This is a genomic window from Rahnella sp. AA (assembly GCF_002834385.1).
Classification (GTDB): domain Bacteria; phylum Pseudomonadota; class Gammaproteobacteria; order Enterobacterales; family Enterobacteriaceae; genus Rahnella.
In genome coordinates, this window is sequence record NZ_PITQ01000004.1 from 354,706 (window position 1) to 372,871 (window position 18,166).

Genomic DNA, 18,166 nt, shown 5'->3' on the forward strand with positions numbered 1-18,166 from the left:
AACCCTCACCCAAAAATCTCAATACAGGGAAAATATCTCTTATATGAGAATTGCGCAAGTTAAAATGATGTAATCAAAAAGCATTAGTTAAGTTGTACAAAAATAATAAAGTTGTACAGCTTTAAAATCAGGCGCTAGAGTTATCTTAAGCGGTATGAATATGATGGAATTCACTATGTCTCTTTACAGCATCGGCGAAGTCGCCCGTATTTGTGGTATCAACCCGGTCACCCTGCGCGCATGGCAGCGGCGATACGGCCTGCTGAAACCTCAGCGCACGGAAGGCGGCCATCGTCTGTTCAATGATGATGATCTCGATACCATCCGCACTATTCTGGGGTGGATCAATCGCGGTATTCCGGTCGGCCAGGTGAAATCCCTGCTCGAAGGTCAGGTGGAGGCGCTGCCGGGTGGCTGGTCGCAGTCAGAACACCGCCTGCTGATAGCGCTTCAGGATGGCCGCAGCCAGAAAGTGCGGCAGCTGATTATGGAGCTTGGCCGCGAATATCCGGCGGCTTCATTTGTTAATAACATGCTGCGCCCCTTGCGCGCACGCCTGAATGTCGGTGATACGCGGCTGATGATGCTGCGCAGCCAGCTCGATGGTCTGATTATCGAACACGCCGTGATGTGCATGAATGCCTCGCGCAAACACCCCGGTGCGCCAGCCACGCTGGTTGGCTGGGGGCATGTGGATACTACCGAACTTTGGCTGGAGGCCATCGTGCGCTGTGAAGAAGGGATGCAGGTTGAGATACTGCCGGTTCAGCTCGACGACCCTTATCTGGAAAATTTTCGCGATTCACAAATATTGCTGTGGGCGGAAGGCAGACTGACTCAAATTCAGCGCCAGCGCCTGCTCGGTTGGGTTGAACAAGGTATGTCGATTATTTTGCTGGGCAGCGCAGGAATTCTTCTCAATGCCACAGAAAATGACCTGAACGAAAACGACAATATTGAACCTGCCCGTGGTGAAGGTTCTCATGCTGTTATCAAAGCGGTCCCCGCGCGCAATGAAAGGAAAAAATAATGATTAAACATTTTCCTGAGCCTGCAATACCCGCTGATGCTCTGACGCGGGTTTGCGAATTTTACAGCCAGCTTGATATGGGGCGGTTAACACAGCTTTCCCGTATTTATCATCCCCATGTGGTCTTTATCGATCCCGTTTCTCACTACGATGGCGTTGATGCCCTTGAACGCTATTTCGAACAGTTACTCAGAAAGGTGAATTACTGCCGCTTCGAAATCCAGCCTCCGCTGGCGCAGGGTGATGAGGCATCGCTGTTCTGGCAGATGGAGTTTTCACATCCGGCGCTGAAAAAGGGTCAGGCCATGTTCCTTTCCGGTGCCAGCCATCTGCGCCTGACGGAAAATCGTATTATTTATCAGCGCGATTATTATGATCTGGGTGCCATGCTGTATGAACATGTGCCGCTGCTCGGTGGCGCTGTCCGCGCAGTGAAAGCCAGGCTGAAATAATGCGCCGCGTCCTGATTACCGGTGCCAGCTCAGGTATCGGAAAACAACTGGCTCAGGATTATGCCGCAGAAGGCTGGGAAGTCACCGCCTGCGCCCGCGATGGCGTAAAACTCGATGCGGTCGCGGCGACCAGCCCGCTGATCAGCCCGCTACTTTTTGATATCACGCATTTGCAGGAAACCCGCAGAGCCTTGCAGGGCAGGCAGGCCGATCTGGTGATCCTCTGCGCCGGTACCTGTGAGTATCTCGACGATGGTGTGGTCGAGGCCGAAAAAGTGGCACGGGTCATGAACACCAATTTTATCGGCCCGGTCAATTGCCTTGATGCTCTCCTGCCCGGTTTAGCGCCGGGCAGCCGCGTGGCGCTGGTCGGCTCCACCGCCTGTTTACTGCCGTTTTCCCGCAGTGAAGCCTACGGGGCGTCAAAAGCGGCGCTGGCGTTTTTCGCGCGTTCGCTGGCCGTTGACCTGACCCAACGTCAGATTTCCGTTTCGCTGATTCAGCCGGGTTTTGTCGATACTCCCCTGACATCCCGTAATGATTTTCCGATGCCCATGATGATTACCGTCGCACAGGCTTCGCAGTACATCCGTAAAAAACTGGCGAAGGGCACCAGTGAAATTGCGTTTCCACCTCTTTTTGCTTTTGTGCTTAAAGCAGCCTCGTTGCTGCCGGTGAGCCTGCAAAAATGGTTATGCCGAAAAATGGTGAGATAAGATGACAACAAAAGTGGCGATCGTGGGAAGTGGCATTTCAGGGCTGAGTTGTGCGTGGATGCTGGCGAAAAGCCAGGCGGACTGCGAGATAACGGTTTTTGAATCTGCAGCAACCTTAGGGGGGCATACCGCCACGCAGGATGTGATTTCAGACGGGAAAGAGTATGCCATCGATACCGGCTTTATTGTTTATAACTCGCGGACTTACCCGCATTTTATTGCCCTGCTGAAAGAGCTGGGTATTGAAGGACAGCCGACGGAAATGAGCTTTTCTGTGCGCAATCCGGCAAGCAAACTCGAATATAACGGGCATTCGCTTAACAGCCTGTTTGCCCAGCGAAGGAATCTGTTCCGGCCACGCTTCTGGCGCTTCATTCTTGAAATCCTGCGCTTTAACAAATTGTGTAAAGCGCGGCTGCAAAGCCCGCACAATGACGCAGATACGCTGGCCGATTTACTCGATCAAAACGGATTTACCCCTTTCTTTGCCCTGCACTATGTGCTGCCAATGGGGGCTGCGATATGGTCCTCATCGCTTGGCGATATGGCGAACTTTCCGCTGTCGATGTTTTTGCGCTTTTTTGATAACCACGGGTTGCTGGATATCGCCCACCGTCCGCAGTGGATGGTGGTTCCCGGCGGTTCGCGGGAATACATCCGCCGGATGCAGGAAAAACTCCCCGATCGCGTGAAACTGCTCACCAGCACGCCGGTCAGCCAGGTCACCCGCACGCCCTGCCACGTCACACTGCATTCACTGCGCGGCGAAGAACATTTTGATCAGGTCATATTTGCCTGCCATTCCGACCAGGCGCTGAGAATTTTGGGGGAAGATGCGACCCGCGATGAACGAAATATTCTGGGTGCGCTGCCTTATCAGGAAAATGACGTCATCCTGCATACCGACGTCCATCTGCTGCCACGGGAAAAACGCGCCTGGGCGAGCTGGAATTATCAGTTGCCGAACGCGCTCAGCCCGTCCGTGCGCGCCGATATGCGTGATAACAATCCGGCACACAACCGTCGCGCCAGCGTGACCTATAACATGAATATTTTACAGGGGCTGAAAGCCCCGCAGACATTCTGCGTGTCGCTTAATCCGCTGACGCCTGTTGATACCGGCAAAATCTTGTTCCGCACCACCTACATGCATCCGGTGCTGAATCAGGCCAGCCATCAGGCACAGCAGAAACGCTACCAGATTAACGGCCAGCGCAGCACCTGGTTTTGCGGCGCGTACTGGTATAACGGCTTTCATGAAGATGGCGTCAACAGCGCCCGAGACGTCGTGCAACAACTCGCGCCTCAGCTCGTCAGCGGGCAGGAAAAACAGGAGGCGTCATGAACAGCCAGCTGTATGTCGGCACGGTGAAACACCGCCGGTTTACGCCGGTTGAACACCGTTTTGATTACGATATTTTCATGCCACTGATTGATCTCGATGAGCTGGAACAACTGCCCGTTTTGGGCATTAAACTCGAAAAATTCTCTTCCGCCAGTTTCCGCCGCAAAGATTATCTTGGCGGCGGCGATATCAAAACCAAGGCACAGGACAGAATTGCCGAACTCACCGGTGAGCGCCCTGACGGGCGGGTGATGTTGCTGTGCCAGCTGTGTTATTTCGGCTGCTATTTCAATCCGGTCAACTTCTACTATCTTTATGATCAGACCGGAATTTTGCGCTGGATGCTGGCCGAGGTGCGTAACACGCCCTGGAACGAACGCCACACCTATGCCGTGCTTCCTGACGGCTCCCGGCCGGTCCCGAAAGCCTTTCATGTGTCGCCCTTTAATCCAATGGACATGGTTTACCACTGGCGGCTGACACCCCCGGGAAAACAGTTACACATCACTATCGAAAATCACCGCAAAGAACGGGAATTCGATGCTGCCCTTTCACTGACCGCCCGCCCGCTGACCCGCGAGGCGCTGCGTCAGCAATTGTGGCGGCTGCCCCTGATGACCGCAAAAACCGCGCTGACGATTTACTGGCAGGCGCTGAAACTGTGGTTGAAACGGGCCCCTGTTTATTCTCATCCTCCTGTTGATAAGGATTGATCATGAGCCAACCCGAAGTGCAGCTTGCCCGCGAAGAGGCGAATAACCGGCGCAGCAAGGCTGCGCGCGCACTGATTCTCGGCGTTTTAAAACAACTCTCTGGCGCAGGCCTGACCCTGCGGGAGCCGGGCGAAGACGCGGTCTTTTTTGGTGATACGACCGCGCCTTTGCAGGGTGAAATCGAAGTTCATCATTTGCGGGCATACCGGCGCGTATTGCTGGGGGGCAGTATCGCTGCGGGTGAGAGCTTTATTGACGGCGACTGGACAACGCCGAACCTGACCACGGTTTTGCAACTGCTGGCGGAGAACATGAAACTGGTGGATAAACTGGAAGCGCGTCTCAGCTGGCTCAGCACGCCGGCCAATAATCTGATCCACTTTTTCCGCCGTAACAGCCCGTCGCAGGCACGTAAAAATATCTCGGCACACTATGATCTCGGTAACGATTTTTATCAGGGTTTTCTCGATGAGAAGATGCTTTACTCCTCGGCCTGGTATCGCGACCCTCAGATGACGCTCGAACAGGCGCAGGAAGCCAAAATGCGCCGCCTGTGCGAACAATTGCAGCTCAATGCGGGCGATCATCTTCTGGAGATCGGCACCGGCTGGGGCGCGATGGCTGAGTTCGCTGCCCGCGAATATGGCTGTCAGGTGACCACCACCACGATTTCCCGCGAGCAATACCAGTTTGCCTGCCAGCGCATCGAAAAAGCCGGGCTGACCGATCGCGTAACGGTATTGTTCGAAGATTACCGGGCATTGCGGGGTCAGTTCGACAAAGTGGTGTCGATTGAAATGATCGAAGCGGTCGGCAAACGCTATCTCTCAACCTTTTTTAAACGCTGTAATGCCCTGCTGAAACCGCAGGGACGCCTGGCGATCCAGGCGATCACCATCGCCGACCAGCGTTATGCATCCTATAGCCGTAAAGTCGATTTCATTCAGCGTTACGTTTTCCCCGGTGGCTTTCTGCCCTCCATCACGGCCATGAATAACACCATGACCCGCTGCACCAATCTGGTGGTCCGCGACCTGTTTGATATTGGCACCGATTACGCACGCACGCTCCATGAATGGCGCGAGCGGGTATTGCGCTACTGGAATACCCAGACGGAAGGCCCGCAGGACGAGCATTTCCGACGTCTGTGGTTATTTTATCTGTGCTACTGCGAGGCCGGATTCCGCGCACGCACCATCAGCACCGTGCAGCTCATCGCCGAGCGACGCGGATGAAATCCTGGCGTTTCTGGCTGCTGACGCTGGGCTTTGATGCCTGGTGGACGCTGGCAGTCTGGGGACGTGACCGTTTTATCGTTTTTCTGCTGATCAGCAGTTTTCTGATGCTGGCGTTCACGCCTTCGCCCCGCCGTTTATGGGTGGCGGTCGCCTGCACGCTGGGCATCATGCTTGATTCGCTGTGGTGCATTTTCGGCCTGTTTGAATTTACGGGTTCGCAGGCCGTTCCGCCGTGGATGATGGCGCTCTGGCTGGGGTTCAGCGCGTGGTGGCTGTGGCTGCTTGGCGTAATACGCATCGCGTGGTACTGGCTGATCCCGCTCGGCGCGGTCAGCGGGCCGCTGGCGTATTTCTTCGGTATGCAGCTCGGCGCGATGCAACTGCTCGCTGCGCCGGTTTACGTCTGGCTGGCACTCGCCGCCGGATGGGCGGTTTTCCTGCCACTGGTGAGCCTGCCGGTATTGTTGCGTAACGCGCGGAGAACCTGATGAAACGTTTTTTACTGCTGGCAATACCGCTGATGCTTTCATTCCCTGCTATCGCCGCCACGCCGTGGGATCACTGGCGGCAGGTCGGACATGCCACGCTGAGCTGGGGGCCGTTTGACGTTTATGACTCACAACTGCTGACGCCGGAAGGTCACTACCAGGCGCAGAAATGGCCGCAGGCACTAGTGATCGACTATTTGCGCAGCATTGATCGCGAGGAGCTGACCAAAGCCACGGAAGAGCAATGGCAGGCACTCGGACTGCTGGAACAGGCACAGAAAAATGACTGGCTGAACAGCGTTGAAAAAACCTGGCCGGACGTCAGTAACGGCAGCGAAATCGTTTTTCTGGCCACTGAAAACGGCGGTCAGTTTTACAGCCGCGCGCCCAACAGCGTGCTGACCCAACCCATCGGCGAACCGTTCAGCACGGCGTTCCGTGACGCATTTCTGGACATCTGGCTTTCCCCCGCGACGCAATACCCTGATTTACGCAACAAGCTCATCGGCGTAATTGCGCCCGACTAACGTTTATCCGACCGGAGGTTTTATGACTGCCCTGCGCAAATTACTTTTACCCCTGCTGGCGGCCTGTGCGCTGATACTCACCAGTTGTAGTGCCGGTATCAAAGATTATGCGCAAGCGCAGCCAAAGCTGGATATTTTCACCTATTTTACCGGTGACAGCGTGGCTTACGGCATGGTGCAGGATTACAGCCATAAACAAACCCGGCGCTTTACCGCGAAAATTCATGGTGATGTGATCGCGGATACGCTGACGCTGCATGAGGATTTTGTCTATGACGACGGCGAGAAACAAACCCGCGTCTGGCGCATCCGCAAACTGGCTGACGGGGCTTATACCGGCACGGCGGGCGATATTATCGGCACCGCCACCGGACAATCAGCGGGGAATGCATTCAACTGGAAATACGTGATGGACGTGAAATCAGGCGGCAGCACGTACCGCCTGACCTTCGACGACTGGATCTACCAGCAGGACGAACAGCATCTGTTTAACGTCACGTCGCTGAGAAAATTCGGCATCGAAGTGGCGCGTGTGACGCTGTTCTTTGAGAAGAAGTGAGGGGTTAAATCTTCACTTCTTTAATCACCGTTTTACGGCGGCCAAAGACGAATTTACCCAACGTCACCAGCAGAACGGCGCAGAGGATCACGCCCAGCGCCACCCATTCGACCGGCGAAAGGGATTCGCCCGCGAAGCCGATGCCCAGCAAAACCGCGACAATCGGGTTCACATACGCATAGCTGGTCGCCACGGCCGGACGCACGGTTTTCAGCAGGAACATGTACGCGCTGATGGCGATCATCGAACCAAAAACCACCAGATAACCGAGTGCCATGAAGCCGCTCAGCGTCGGTGCCGCAGCCAGATGCTCACCGCTGATACGGCTGGCGACCAGCAATACCACACCCGCGATAATCATTTCCGCCGCCCCCGCCATCAGGCCGGTGGGCAGCGTCAGACGCGAGCTCCACACCGAACCGAACGCCCAGCTTAATGAGGCCAGTAAAATCAGCGCCGCGCCCCACGGATTACCTTCCAGATTGCTGCCGGTATTGAGCAGCACAATCCCGAATAAACCAATCGCCACGCCCGTCCACTCCAGACGGCTATTCGGCATCCCCCACAGGCGGCTGAAGCACAGCGTAAATAGCGGAACCGTCGCCACCATCACCGCCGCAATGCCCGACGGCACCTGCATATGTTCGGCAACCGTCACCAGACCGTTACCCACAGAGAGCAGCAAAATGCCCACCGCACCGGCCGCCATCCACTGTTTCAGCGTCGGCACTTTATGCCCGCGCAGCAGCAAAAACGTGAACATAATGCATCCGGCAACAAAGAAACGCAGCCCGGCCATCATCAGCGGCGGCCAGCTTTCCACGCCCACGCGGATCACGAAATAGGTAGAACCCCAGATAAAATACAGCGCAAACAGTGCTGCGATTAACGGCAGCAGGGAACGGGTCACAGAGGCAGTCATAGGAATAACTTATTAGCGTGATAATAAAGGCAAACAGTTAACGCTATTGGCCCGATTAACGGCAAGGGAATCTGTGCGATCGCGTCAAAATGTTGCTAAAAAGTTTCTGCATATGACAAAAAATGAGAGGCGCTGACGGTTAACGTAATTAGCGCATGAATAGTGTGTTGCAGGAGGAGGTAAACAATTTATAATTCGTCGTTCAAATTTCCGAGGTACTGCACATGAATTCGCTTGGCAAAAAATTATTTATCGCACTGTTCGGCCTGATGGCGATTGGCGCAATTGGTGGCGTGATGGTCGCGGGTTATGCGGTGGTGATTCAGGACGACGCCAAACCGGTCAGCGATAACGACGCCCCTTCCGTGGTTCCGGCGCCGTCTTCGACGTCAGCGCACTGATTTACTGCCAGACCGCTGCTGCCACCGTTGCAGCCAGCGGCTCCAGCGTTCAAACAGCATATCCACGCAAATCGCCAGCAGCGCGACAATCACCGCGCCCTGCAAAACATACGCCGTATTAAAACCGCTCAGGCCGATGATAATCGGCGACCCCAGGCTTGATGTCCCGACCGTTGACGCAATCGCCGCCGTCCCGATATTGATGATCACCGACGTGCGTATACCGGCAATGATCACCGGCGCGGCCAGCGGGATTTCGACTTTTCTCAGCATCTGCCAGCGGCTCATCCCGACGCCCTGCGCAATTTCCCGTGCCGACGCTGGCACCGATTCAATCCCGGCAATCGTTCCCTGCAAAATGGGCAGCAAACCGTAAAGCACCAGCGCGATAATCGCCGGTTTCTCGCTGAAGCCCATCACCGGTACCGCCACCGCCAGCACGGCGACCGGCGGAAAAGTCTGCCCCATCGCCACCAGCGTTTCGACCAGCGAGCGGAATTCCTTCCCCGCCGGGCGTGTCACCCCAACACCTGCCGCCACGCCAATCACCACCGCAATCAGGCTGGAAAAGCCGACCAGCAGCAAATGCGCTTCCACCAGCGAGGCGAAACTTTCCTGCTGATACACCGGCCTGCTGAGCGCGGGAAACATCCAGTGGAACAGGCCGCCGAGTGACGTCATCCCGAAAATCAGCGCCAGCAACAGCGCCAGAACCCAGATGAAAGGATCGGTGAGAATCCGCCGTAAGCCGTGTTTCATACGCCGTTCCCTGTGGTCGTCAGATCCGCAAAATGCAGCACGCCGACCGGCTGCCCCTGCTCATCCACCACCGGCAGTTGCTGAACCTGTTGCGCGACAAACTTTGACAGCGCCTGGCTCAGGCTCATCGACGCCACCAGCGGTTTTTCGTTACCGGCGTAATATTCACCCTGCCGCGTTCGCGAACCGACTTCCAGCAAGGACAGCAAACGGATGCCCATATCGCTGCCGCCAAAGAAATCACGCACGAACGGCGTCGCCGGTTTGGTCAGTAATTCCAGCGGTGTGCCCTGCTGCACCACCTGCCCGTCGTTGAGCAGCACGATGCGGTCGGCCAGCGCCAGCGCTTCGTCAATGTCGTGCGTCACCAGTACAATGGTGCGGTGCGAAAGTTTATGAATACGCGCCACTTCTTCCTGCAACGTCGCGCGCGTCACCGGATCGAGCGCGCCAAACGGTTCGTCCATCAGCAACACTTCCGGGTCAGACGCCAGCGCACGCGCCACGCCGACGCGTTGCTGTTGCCCGCCTGAAAGCTGGTGCGGATAACGCGTGCGGAACTGTTTCGGCTCCAGGCTCAGCAGCTCGAGCAATTCGGTCACGCGGTCGCGGATTTTGGCCTTCGGCCATTTCAGCAACTGCGGCACGGTGGCAATGTTCTCTTCAACCGTCCAGTGCGGGAAAAGCCCAATCGACTGAATGGCATACCCCATCCGGCGGCGTAAATCCTGTGCGCGGAATTTTTCAATCGGTTCACCGGCAAAGAGAATTTCGCCGCGATCGTGCTCTTCCAGACGGTTGATCATCTTCAGCGTGGTGGATTTCCCCGAGCCGGACGTGCCGATCAGCACGGTGAACTCGCCTTTGGCCATTTCCAGCGTCAGGTCACGCACGACCGCCTTGCCAGCAAAGTGTTTACTTACCTGCCTGAAATGAATCATCTGCGTGAAGTTTCCAATATTGAGACTGCGAATTTAAAGAGGCTGTCGACCACTACGGCCATCAGAACCGCCGGGATCACCCCGAGCAGCACCAGATCCAGCGCGCTGCTTAACAGGCCCTGGAACATAATCGCCCCCAGCCCGCCTGCGCCAATCAGTGCCGCGACCATCGCCATTCCGACGGTTTGCACCGCCACAATGCGGACGCCGGTGAGGATAACCGGCAGCGCGATCGGCATCTGAACGCGGAAAAAGACCTGCCCGCGGTTCATGCCCATGCCACGCGCAGACTCAATCACCGCCTCCGGTACGGAATCGAGCCCGGCAATCACGCCGCGCACCAGTGGCAACAGGGAATAAAGCACCAGCGCGATAATCGCCGGAGCCAGCCCGATACCGCTGATCCCATGTTCGGCCAGCCACGGCAGCGCTTTTGCCAGCCCGGCCAGCGGCGCAAGCAGCAGGCCAAACAGCGCAATCGACGGCACGGTCTGAATAATATTGAGCACCGACAGCACCGGCCCGCGCCAGCGCGCATTGCGGTGGCAGAGCAAACCGACCGGCAGGCCGATCAGCACCGCAGGCACCAGCGTGCCAAACAAAATCCCCAGATGCTGCCAGAGTGCGTCGTTAAAAACGTCCGAACGGTTGTCGTACTCTTTGAGCAGCGACAATTCGGAAAGCTGGCCGTAAAACAGCAGCAAAACCACCGGGATCAGCATCTGGATATTGAGCAAAATGCGCAGGGTGTGATTGCGGGTAAACCGGGAAATGGCGTCGGAGGCAATCAGCAGACACAGCGCCGCTGCCGCCCAGAAACCGCCGCCGAGCGAGGTGCGCGCAATGCTGTCTTCGTTGCCGCCGGTCAGTTGCACCGCGGTGTGTCCGGCCAGCCAGACCAGCGCCGCCAGCAGAATCTCTGCCAGCAACATCACCAGCAAATGGCTGCGGCCAAACAACGTAAGAAAAGCGCTCACCACCAGCAATATCACCGGCAGAAGCACTAAAAAGGTATAGCCGTGGAGCAGAGAGGCCAGCGAAATGCCCTGCCCCGACACCAGCCGGTTAGGCGCATGGCTGAGAAAGGCCAGACCGGAACCGGCCAGCAATAACAGGAAAACCAGCGTCAGCAATACGCGGTTTTTAACGGGTGAATGATGAGCCAAAACGTTACCTGATTTCAGTGAACACGGCCCGCAGGCCGCGTTCAGGGCGTCACTGCCCGATTATTTTTTAACGAAACCTTTGTCCTGCAAATACTTCGCCGCGACCTTCTTCGCATCCTGACCATCGACCGCAATTTTCGCGTTCAGCGTTTGCAGCGTTTTGGTATCGAGGGAAGCAAAGACCGGTTTCAGCAGTTCAGGAATGTTCGGATGCGCTTTCAGCGCGGCTTCGCGGATGATCGGCGCAGGCGCATAAATGGGCTGCACGCCTTTCGGATCTTCCAGCGTTTGCAGGCCGAGCGCGGCCACCGGGCCGTCGGTGCCATACGCCATCGCCGCGTTCACGCCGGACGTTTTTTCCGCCGCCGCTTTGATCGTCACCGCCGTATCACCGCCCGCCAGCGACAACAGTTGTTGCTGATTCAGCTTGAAGCCGTAGGCATTTTCAAACGCCGGTAACGCATCCGGACGCTCGATAAATTCTGCCGACGCCGCCAGTTTGAAATCCCCGCCGCTGCTGATAAATTTGCCCAAATCAGCCAGCGATTTCAGGTCATGCGCACTCGCCACATCCTGACGCACCGCAATAGTCCAGGTGTTATTCGCCGGAGACGGATCAAGCCAGACAATCTTGTTCTGGTCGTAATCGAGTTTTTTCACTTTATCGAAACCGGCCTGCGCATTTTTCCACGCCGGATCTTTTTCATCAGAGAAGAAGAACGCGCCATTACCGGTGTATTCCGGGTAAATATCGATTTCCCCGGCGGTGATCGCGCCCCGCACCACTTTGGTCGTACCCAGCTGCAATTTATTGGTGGTGTGAATGCCGTTGGCTTCCAGCACCTGAATAATGATGTTACCCAGCAAAGAACCTTCGGTATCGATTTTCGAGCCAACACGCACCGTATCGTCTGCCGCGTGCGCGGTGAAACTGAGCGCCGACAGCAGCGCCAGTGACGCTGCCGTGAATCCCCGTACTCGCCCTGTTTTTGCAGTCATGTTCTATCCTCTTATCGGGTTATGTCGATTTTTGGTCGCCCGGCGACTGTCCTTTCATTCCGCTTTCACCTGTGAAAACAGCGTGCTAACAAGAATAGTCCAATTTAGCGCAGGGGGATGGATGGTGAGCTATAAAAACAGGCAGCGGTACGGCTGTAAAATGCGTAAATGTTCGAAGCTTACCCGGTAAAACGCTGAGCCTGAACCTTCTGTTTTCCCTTTGATTAAGGAGAGCCAGATGTCCGTCCATATCCACAAACGGACCACACCGCGCATGATTAAAGCCGCCGTGGTCAGTGATAACCATCAGCTCAAATTTGAAAAGTTGCGCCTGAGCGCGCCGCGCCGTAATGAGGTGGGTGTCCGCATCGTTGCCTGCGGAATTTGCCACACCGATATCAGTTTTCTGTCGCCTGGCGCTGTTTTAGGCCACGAAGGCGCGGGGATTGTCGATCAGGTTGGCAGCGCGGTGACGGCGGTAAAACCGGGCGATCACGTTGTGCTGTCTTTTCAATCCTGCGGCCATTGCGACGCCTGTTCCGCGCATCGCCCGGCGGACTGCGAACATTTTTCTACGCTGAACTTTGGCTTTTCCCGTCTTGATGGCAGCAGCGCTTACCCTACGGGTATCAGCGGGCATTTTTTCGGGCAATCCTCATTTGCCAGTTACGCGCTGGTCACGGAACAAAATCTGGTGAAAGTCAGTAAATCGCTGCCACTGGCCACGCTGGCTCCGCTCGGCTGCGGCCTGCAAACCGGTGCGGGTACGGTAATGAATACGCTGAAAGTGAAAAAAGGCGATCGTCTGCTGGTCATTGGCACAGGTGCGGTAGGCATGGCGGCGGTGATGGCGGCGAAAATTGCCGGGGCAAAAGAGATTATCGCCCTCGATCAGCATCAGCACCGGCGGGATCTGGCGCTGGAACTGGGCGCGACAGAAACCATGAAAACCGGAAAGGAGCGTAGTCTGCGAGAAACGCTGGATTACGTTATCGATACGGCGGGCGTTTCCGCGCTGGATAAACTCGGGCAGGACGCGCTGAAAGACGGCGGCACAATGGTACGGCTGACCGGTGCGGGCGGGGCAACGCTTTCGCGCGGGAGGAAAATACTCAGCGTGATCCAGGGCGACTCCGTGGCACAGGCGTTCATCCCAAAGATGATTACACTCTGGCAGGCCGGGCAATTTCCTTTCGACCGTCTGCTGCATTTTTACGACTTTCAGGATATCCGTCAGGCCATTGACGACGCCGCCTGCGGCAAGGTGATGAAGGCCGTCTTGCGCTGGTCAGCAGCGGCTTAGATCACTTTGTTTTAACTTATAGCCATTTATTTTCACCTAACGTTGAATCAGGACTTGTGACCGGCATCACCTCGCCTCTATGCTGGTTTTTTTGTCAAAAAGCGTAAACACAATAATGTCTGATTCAATTGCGGCCTCTCCCGCCGCCTCTTCAGGGGATTACAGCGCAGATTCTGCGTCTGACAAGCCGGTGGTGATTCGTTCCGCTGCCGATATTACTCAGTTAGTGAACCGTGGCGCTGCGAAAATCAGCGACGCGCGCATCGTGATTGCTATCGCACTGGGCGGCGTTTTCCTCGACGCTTACGACCTCGGCGCGCTGGCCTTCGGGATGAAAGATATCACCCGCCAGTTCGGTCTGACGCCTTCCGGCGCGGGCTTTGTGGCTTCTGCGATCACCTTCGGGGCGATTGTCGGCGCGCTTTTTGGCGGCTATCTGACCGACAAAATTGGCCGTTACCGCGTCTTTATGGCCGACATGTTCTTCTTCGTCATTGCCGCACTGGCCTGTGCTTTTGCGCCAAACGAATGGGTGCTCGGTGGTTCGCGCTTTGTGATGGGCCTCGGCGTCGGGATCGATTTACCGGTCGCGATGGCATTTCTGGCGGAATTCTCCAGGCTTCAGGGGCGCGGCAATAAGGCCTCGCGCGTGGCGATGTGGTGCCCGACGTGGTACGCCGCCATCAGCGTTTCCTACCTGCTGGTTCTGCTGCTTTACGCGGTATTGCCCGCAACGCACACCGACTGGCTGTGGCGTTTAATCCTCGGTTTTGGCGCGGTTCCGGCCATTCTGATTATTGCCATCCGTCACCGTTATATGAATGAATCACCGGTCTGGGCAGCGAATCAGGGCGACCTGCAAAGTGCAGCGGCTATCCTGCGTAAATCCTACAATATCAATGCGGTGGTCGCGGATGACGCAGACAAAACACCGCAGGTGAAGGTGCGTAAAGCCGCCTGGCGCAACTACGGCACGCTGTTGCAGGGCGTTTACCTGCGCCGCACCGTGCTGGCTACGGTGACCGCCGTTGCATCATCATTTGCCTACAACGCTGTGGCGTTCGGTCTGCCGGTCATTCTTTCGAGCTTCCTGCAACAATCGATGATCAGTACCATTTTGTTCTCGCTCGGCCTGAACCTGTGCTTCGCGTTTGTCGGCGGCCTGATTGCCGTGCGCTATGTGTCTAAATTTGGCGCATGGAAAATGACTTATGCCGGTTACGCCTGTCAGCTCGTTGCGATGATCGGCCTTGCGCTGGTTGGCCGTCCGGCTGACGGTGGTGAAGCGGCGATTTCCATCGCGATGCTGGCATTGTTCCTGTTCGGTCAGGGCTTCGGCCCGGGTTCGCACACCATGACATTTGCCTCGCTGAGCTACCCGACGTCGCTGCGCGGCATGGGTGTCGGTTTCAACCAGACGCTGATGCGCGGAAGCTCAACGGTTTCCCTGTTCCTGTTCCCAGTGCTTTCCGCCGCGTTAGGTACAGGCGTGTTTTGGGTGATCGCGTTAGCGCCGCTGGCAGGGCTTATCGTGCTGACGGCGGTACGGTGGGAGCCATCGGGGTATGACGTGGACGCTGAGGATTTTCAGCAGGAAATTAAACCGGAGGCAGCGGTTTAATCGCTGCTCATTGCGCCGGGTTTCGCCCGGAGACGTCTAAAGAATAGACCGAGAAAATTTCGGTTTTTCATGAGTAGTGCCCACTCAGCGGCTGACGCCTAAACCGCCAAAGAGGGAGGAAAGCGCCTCCCTCTTTGATCTCCCACGCTTTTTCCAACACGCGCTGTCGCTGGGTCGATGGACATATTCTGTCACTCCGGCGTGTGGCGCGAAATCTTGCCGCTGCGCGGTTCCTTCATTTCGGTCTTCGAGCCATAGGTCTCGAAACTCTCATTCAGCAAAATTTCTGAGCGCGCCAGATTACGTTTTTAAAAGATAAACGACGCTCTGTTTTTGAATTTAGATAAGCTATTGGCCGCTTTCAAAAATCACGCCGGAGGGAGAGGTGGAAAACCGCGTATCTTTTCGCGCGGTTTGTAACCCGAGTGAAGGGAACCGCGCAGCGGCGGGATTTTGCGGCACTAGCCGGAGTTGCTGAAACATAGCCAGCGAGCGGTAGCGCTGGTTGTAAAAGCGGGGAGAGATCCAAGAGAGGGAACGCACTTCCCTCTCTTGGTCGGTTTCGACGCCAGCCGCTGAGCGATCACTGCAAGTGAGAAACCGAAATATTCTCGATCCCTTTAAGCCAGTTTGGGCGGCGAGCCCAAGTTTTTGACCTAAGCCCAGGCTGCAAACGAAAAACCACCCCGAAGCCTGGTCTGGCTTCAGATCACCGCGCTTCTCGGCGCAAACACAAACCCGATTCCATTCTCGATCATCGCCCCGACCAGCTCAAATCCGCCATTCGGTTTCCCTTTTGCGTATTCCAGTTCACTGGTAAATATCGGGCTGACCCAGAACTGATTCACCGGATCGCCGTAAATCTCTGGCAGGTCCATTTTATCAGCCGGGCCGCACAGGGCGGAGGAAATGACGTGGCCTTCGAAGCCCAACGGTGCCATCGGGGACATCAGCGTGTGGCCTTCGCCGAGCCAGCTGAGCGTGGTCCACGGGATTTGCGCATAACCGGACAGCGCGCTCGCCATTTGCACGGCGTTTTCTTCGGTGACGTATTCTTTCCCGACGGAAAATGCCAGTTCAATGCGGCGGTGCTTTTCGGCTTCATCGTTGAAAATGATGTCGATTTGCGGCATCGGGCGGATGCTCATACCGACGGTGAAGAAGTAATAATTCTCTTCGTCTTCATGCTGGGAAATCGCCATCGGAGGCCAGCTGCCCTGGTTAATCAGGTAATATTTCAGCGAAGGGCCAAAACGATCTTCGTAGGATTCGAGCAGTTTGCGCTGGATTTTCGGCCACGGATTGCTGAATTCATTTTGCCAGTCACGCCAGAATAAACGGGTCTTTTCCGCCAGCTCGCACTGCGTATTCGTCGAGGCGGAACCGAGCGGGAAAGTCAGCGGGTTCTGCGCGATGCATCCGGCGGAATAACACACCGAGTGATCGATATACAAACTCCAGCCGGGTATCACCGCCAGCAGCAACCCCTGATACCACAACGCCGCGCCGTCATCGCTTTCGTTCCACAGGATCTGAATCTGCGACGGATCCAGCGGCGCTTCGCCTTCCAGGTTGCGGCAATAAGGCGCAGCCAGCAGTGGCGCGATGCCCTGTTCGGTGGCGGCGGTGTCATCGTGTAAAGGCGCTGGCACCAGATTACGCACCCAGCAGGCACGCATTTTCGGAAAGCGGTCACGCAGATCTTCGCGGGCGAAAATGTAGAAATACACCACGCGGTTGTCCTGTTCGACCAGCGCGGTCAGGGTTTGTTTGTCGTTACTGACTTCAGCAACAATGTCGGACTGGCGCATATGACCTCGGCAATATTAGGAAGCTTATTATTCCCTGTGATGGTCAGTGTAGAACGGATAAGCCAGCCCGATAACGGGCAATATTCCCAAAAATCCCCGATAAATCATCAAAACACGCGCTTTTTACGCGAATGCGGTTTGTTACCGCTGTTCTTATTACCGGCAATAAAGCCGGAACAGTTGCGCCAGATGAGCCGCCATCGGCGTCAGCGTGGTATCACGTCGCTGAATGAGATAGAACGTCGCGGTCGGCAGCGGCAGATCCAGATCGAGCGCCACCAGGCTCTGGCCGATTACCGGATCGTTAATCACATCTACGGATAACACGCTGAGGAAATCGGTTTTGGCAATCAGGCTGGTGCAGGACATAAACGTCTCGCAAATCACGCTGATATTCGGCTCGGCGTCCATCTCGCTGAACACTTCGCTGAGCAGTTTGTAATAGCTTCCGCGCGGCGTCGGCATGGTCCAGTCGCAGTGAAGCAAGTCTTTCATCGAACGCGCGTTTTGCATCGGATGTCCGCGTCTGGCAACTACGCGGTACTCTTTATCCATCAGCTTTTCATATAACAGTTCGTTATCAAAGGGACCCTGATAATAGGTGTTTACGGTGAAATCCAGCTCGCCCTGGCGCAGTTCGGGGATCATCGACACCAGCTGGCCTTCAGCGATACGCACTTTCACATTAGGGAATTCCCGGTGAAAACGGTCGATCACTTCCGGCATGATGGTGCGCGCAATGCTGGCACCGACGCCGATATTCACCCTGCCGCTGGTGCCGCCGAGGCGCTGAGCGATGTCTTCCTGCGCCACGCGCAGCTCTTCCAGAATCAGGCTCGCGCGTTTAAAAAACGCATCACCACAATCGGTTAGCGTTACACCCTGACGGCGGCGGACAAATAATCTCGCGCCCAGCCCTTCTTCCAGCTCTTTAATCGATTTGGTCAGCGCAGGCTGGGAAAGATTGAGCAAACGGCTGGCGGCGCGAATACTGCCCTGCCGCGCCACGGACACAAACGCCCGCAACTGATGCATTTTTATTTGTGATGGCATGAAATTCTTTGATAACCCCTGATTATCACTAAGAAGATTTTGGCATCTTATATGCCCTGATCGCTTTGTGTACATTGAAAAACACATAAGGCAGACGTTCGTCATAAAACGCTGACCGATAC

Annotated in this window: 18 protein-coding genes and 1 pseudogene; 12 read left to right on the forward strand and 7 right to left on the reverse strand. The window is 55.9% G+C overall.

The genetic code is table 11. From position 1 onward, the window contains the following. Positions 1 to 175 precede the first annotated feature (175 nt). Genes CWS43_RS12600 through CWS43_RS12640 form a run of 9 tightly spaced genes read left to right on the forward strand, consistent with a single transcriptional unit; the run spans position 176 to position 7,068 of the window. Positions 176 to 1,030 (forward strand): MerR family transcriptional regulator, encoded by an 855-nt coding sequence (locus tag CWS43_RS12600; protein ID WP_101077275.1) that lies wholly within the window; start codon positions 176 to 178, stop codon positions 1,028 to 1,030. Then, complete coding sequence (locus CWS43_RS12605) at positions 1,030 to 1,482, forward strand: nuclear transport factor 2 family protein (protein WP_101077276.1); 453 nt, start codon at positions 1,030 to 1,032, stop codon at positions 1,480 to 1,482. The genes CWS43_RS12600 and CWS43_RS12605 overlap by 1 nt, the downstream gene beginning before the upstream one ends. Continuing rightward, positions 1,482 to 2,198, forward strand: a complete 717-nt coding sequence (locus tag CWS43_RS12610; protein ID WP_101077277.1) for an SDR family NAD(P)-dependent oxidoreductase — start codon at positions 1,482 to 1,484, stop codon at positions 2,196 to 2,198. The genes CWS43_RS12605 and CWS43_RS12610 overlap by 1 nt, the downstream gene beginning before the upstream one ends. Position 2,199: 1 nt before the next feature. Next, a complete protein-coding gene (locus CWS43_RS12615; RefSeq protein WP_101077278.1) occupies positions 2,200 to 3,543 on the forward strand; it encodes an NAD(P)/FAD-dependent oxidoreductase in 1,344 nt (447 codons plus the stop codon). Next, entirely contained in the window at positions 3,540 to 4,256 is a 717-nt protein-coding gene (locus CWS43_RS12620) for a DUF1365 domain-containing protein (RefSeq protein ID WP_101077279.1), read from the forward strand. The genes CWS43_RS12615 and CWS43_RS12620 overlap by 4 nt, the downstream gene beginning before the upstream one ends. A 2-nt stretch (positions 4,257 to 4,258) precedes the next feature. Beyond that, the gene (locus tag CWS43_RS12625; protein ID WP_101077280.1) at positions 4,259 to 5,491 is read left to right on the forward strand and encodes a cyclopropane-fatty-acyl-phospholipid synthase family protein; all 1,233 of its coding nucleotides are present in this window, start codon (positions 4,259 to 4,261) and stop codon (positions 5,489 to 5,491) included. After that, positions 5,488 to 5,982, forward strand: a complete 495-nt coding sequence (locus CWS43_RS12630; protein WP_101077281.1) for a DUF2878 domain-containing protein — start codon at positions 5,488 to 5,490, stop codon at positions 5,980 to 5,982. Before CWS43_RS12625 ends, CWS43_RS12630 begins: the two co-directional genes overlap by 4 nt. After that, positions 5,982 to 6,509 carry a hypothetical protein gene (locus CWS43_RS12635; protein ID WP_101077282.1) on the forward strand — a complete coding sequence of 176 codons (528 nt, stop codon included), beginning with the start codon at positions 5,982 to 5,984 and terminating at the stop codon, positions 6,507 to 6,509. Before CWS43_RS12630 ends, CWS43_RS12635 begins: the two co-directional genes overlap by 1 nt. 22 nt (positions 6,510 to 6,531) lie before the next feature. Then, positions 6,532 to 7,068: a DUF3833 domain-containing protein gene (locus CWS43_RS12640; RefSeq protein WP_101077283.1), complete on the forward strand. Its 537-nt coding sequence runs from the start codon at positions 6,532 to 6,534 to the stop codon at positions 7,066 to 7,068. 4 nt (positions 7,069 to 7,072) lie between these two features. Here the strand turns inward: CWS43_RS12640 and yedA are convergent, their stop codons facing one another. Continuing rightward, entirely contained in the window at positions 7,073 to 7,990 is a 918-nt protein-coding gene (yedA, locus tag CWS43_RS12645; protein ID WP_101077284.1) for a drug/metabolite exporter YedA, read from the reverse strand. Positions 7,991 to 8,214: 224 nt separating this feature from the next. On the opposite strand from yedA, the pseudogene CWS43_RS27785 reads away from it, so the two are divergent. Then, positions 8,215 to 8,316: pseudogene (locus tag CWS43_RS27785) on the forward strand (hypothetical protein); the annotation flags it as partial. Between the two features lie 63 nt (positions 8,317 to 8,379). Here the strand turns inward: CWS43_RS27785 and CWS43_RS12650 are convergent. From CWS43_RS12650 to CWS43_RS12665, 4 genes are read right to left on the reverse strand one after another with little or no spacing between them, the layout of a single operon-like run. Next, entirely contained in the window at positions 8,380 to 9,150 is a 771-nt protein-coding gene (locus CWS43_RS12650; RefSeq protein ID WP_101077285.1) for an ABC transporter permease, read from the reverse strand. Continuing rightward, on the reverse strand, positions 9,147 to 10,091 hold the full coding sequence (locus tag CWS43_RS12655) for an ABC transporter ATP-binding protein (protein ID WP_101077286.1): 945 nt from the start codon (positions 10,089 to 10,091) through the stop codon (positions 9,147 to 9,149). The genes CWS43_RS12650 and CWS43_RS12655 overlap by 4 nt, the downstream gene beginning before the upstream one ends. Further along, a complete protein-coding gene (locus CWS43_RS12660; protein ID WP_101077287.1) occupies positions 10,088 to 11,257 on the reverse strand; it encodes an ABC transporter permease in 1,170 nt (389 codons plus the stop codon). The genes CWS43_RS12655 and CWS43_RS12660 overlap by 4 nt, the downstream gene beginning before the upstream one ends. 60 nt (positions 11,258 to 11,317) lie before the next feature. Beyond that, positions 11,318 to 12,256: an ABC transporter substrate-binding protein gene (locus CWS43_RS12665; protein WP_101077288.1), complete on the reverse strand. Its 939-nt coding sequence runs from the start codon at positions 12,254 to 12,256 to the stop codon at positions 11,318 to 11,320. A gap of 238 nt (positions 12,257 to 12,494) precedes the next feature. Here CWS43_RS12665 and CWS43_RS12670 point away from each other — a divergent pair, with 238 nt between their 5' ends. Next, positions 12,495 to 13,559: an NAD(P)-dependent alcohol dehydrogenase gene (locus tag CWS43_RS12670; RefSeq protein WP_101077289.1), complete on the forward strand. Its 1,065-nt coding sequence runs from the start codon at positions 12,495 to 12,497 to the stop codon at positions 13,557 to 13,559. Between the two features lie 115 nt (positions 13,560 to 13,674). Beyond that, entirely contained in the window at positions 13,675 to 15,180 is a 1,506-nt protein-coding gene (locus CWS43_RS12675) for an MFS transporter (protein WP_101077406.1), read from the forward strand. 704 nt (positions 15,181 to 15,884) lie between these two features. Here the strand turns inward: CWS43_RS12675 and CWS43_RS12680 are convergent. Together CWS43_RS12680 and CWS43_RS12685 are read right to left on the reverse strand one after the other, a co-directional pair. Continuing rightward, complete coding sequence (locus CWS43_RS12680) at positions 15,885 to 16,991, reverse strand: suppressor of fused domain protein (RefSeq protein ID WP_101077290.1); 1,107 nt, start codon at positions 16,989 to 16,991, stop codon at positions 15,885 to 15,887. A gap of 156 nt (positions 16,992 to 17,147) precedes the next feature. After that, positions 17,148 to 18,044, reverse strand: coding sequence for a LysR family transcriptional regulator (locus CWS43_RS12685; protein WP_101077291.1), 897 nt, complete (start codon positions 18,042 to 18,044; stop codon positions 17,148 to 17,150). Positions 18,045 to 18,166: the final 122 nt, after the last annotated feature.

Excerpts from the sequence above, each read along its gene's own strand:
- CWS43_RS12605 (WP_101077276.1), top strand. The coding sequence starts at position 1,030 with ATGATTAAACATTTTCCTGAGCCTGCAATACCCGCTGATGCTCTGACG.
- CWS43_RS12640 (WP_101077283.1), top strand. The coding sequence starts at position 6,532 with ATGACTGCCCTGCGCAAATTACTTTTACCCCTGCTGGCGGCCTGTGCG.
- CWS43_RS12655 (WP_101077286.1), bottom strand. The coding sequence starts at position 10,091 with ATGATTCATTTCAGGCAGGTAAGTAAACACTTTGCTGGCAAGGCGGTC.
- CWS43_RS12630 (WP_101077281.1), top strand. The coding sequence starts at position 5,488 with ATGAAATCCTGGCGTTTCTGGCTGCTGACGCTGGGCTTTGATGCCTGG.
- CWS43_RS12685 (WP_101077291.1), bottom strand. The coding sequence starts at position 18,044 with ATGCCATCACAAATAAAAATGCATCAGTTGCGGGCGTTTGTGTCCGTG.
- CWS43_RS12680 (WP_101077290.1), bottom strand. The coding sequence starts at position 16,991 with ATGCGCCAGTCCGACATTGTTGCTGAAGTCAGTAACGACAAACAAACC.
- yedA (WP_101077284.1), bottom strand. The coding sequence starts at position 7,990 with ATGACTGCCTCTGTGACCCGTTCCCTGCTGCCGTTAATCGCAGCACTG.
- CWS43_RS12665 (WP_101077288.1), bottom strand. The coding sequence starts at position 12,256 with ATGACTGCAAAAACAGGGCGAGTACGGGGATTCACGGCAGCGTCACTG.
- CWS43_RS12620 (WP_101077279.1), top strand. The coding sequence starts at position 3,540 with ATGAACAGCCAGCTGTATGTCGGCACGGTGAAACACCGCCGGTTTACG.
- CWS43_RS12675 (WP_101077406.1), top strand. The coding sequence starts at position 13,675 with ATGTCTGATTCAATTGCGGCCTCTCCCGCCGCCTCTTCAGGGGATTAC.
- CWS43_RS12610 (WP_101077277.1), top strand. The coding sequence starts at position 1,482 with ATGCGCCGCGTCCTGATTACCGGTGCCAGCTCAGGTATCGGAAAACAA.
- CWS43_RS12650 (WP_101077285.1), bottom strand. The coding sequence starts at position 9,150 with ATGAAACACGGCTTACGGCGGATTCTCACCGATCCTTTCATCTGGGTT.
- CWS43_RS12635 (WP_101077282.1), top strand. The coding sequence starts at position 5,982 with ATGAAACGTTTTTTACTGCTGGCAATACCGCTGATGCTTTCATTCCCT.
- CWS43_RS12625 (WP_101077280.1), top strand. The coding sequence starts at position 4,259 with ATGAGCCAACCCGAAGTGCAGCTTGCCCGCGAAGAGGCGAATAACCGG.
- CWS43_RS12600 (WP_101077275.1), top strand. The coding sequence starts at position 176 with ATGTCTCTTTACAGCATCGGCGAAGTCGCCCGTATTTGTGGTATCAAC.
- CWS43_RS12615 (WP_101077278.1), top strand. The coding sequence starts at position 2,200 with ATGACAACAAAAGTGGCGATCGTGGGAAGTGGCATTTCAGGGCTGAGT.
- CWS43_RS12670 (WP_101077289.1), top strand. The coding sequence starts at position 12,495 with ATGTCCGTCCATATCCACAAACGGACCACACCGCGCATGATTAAAGCC.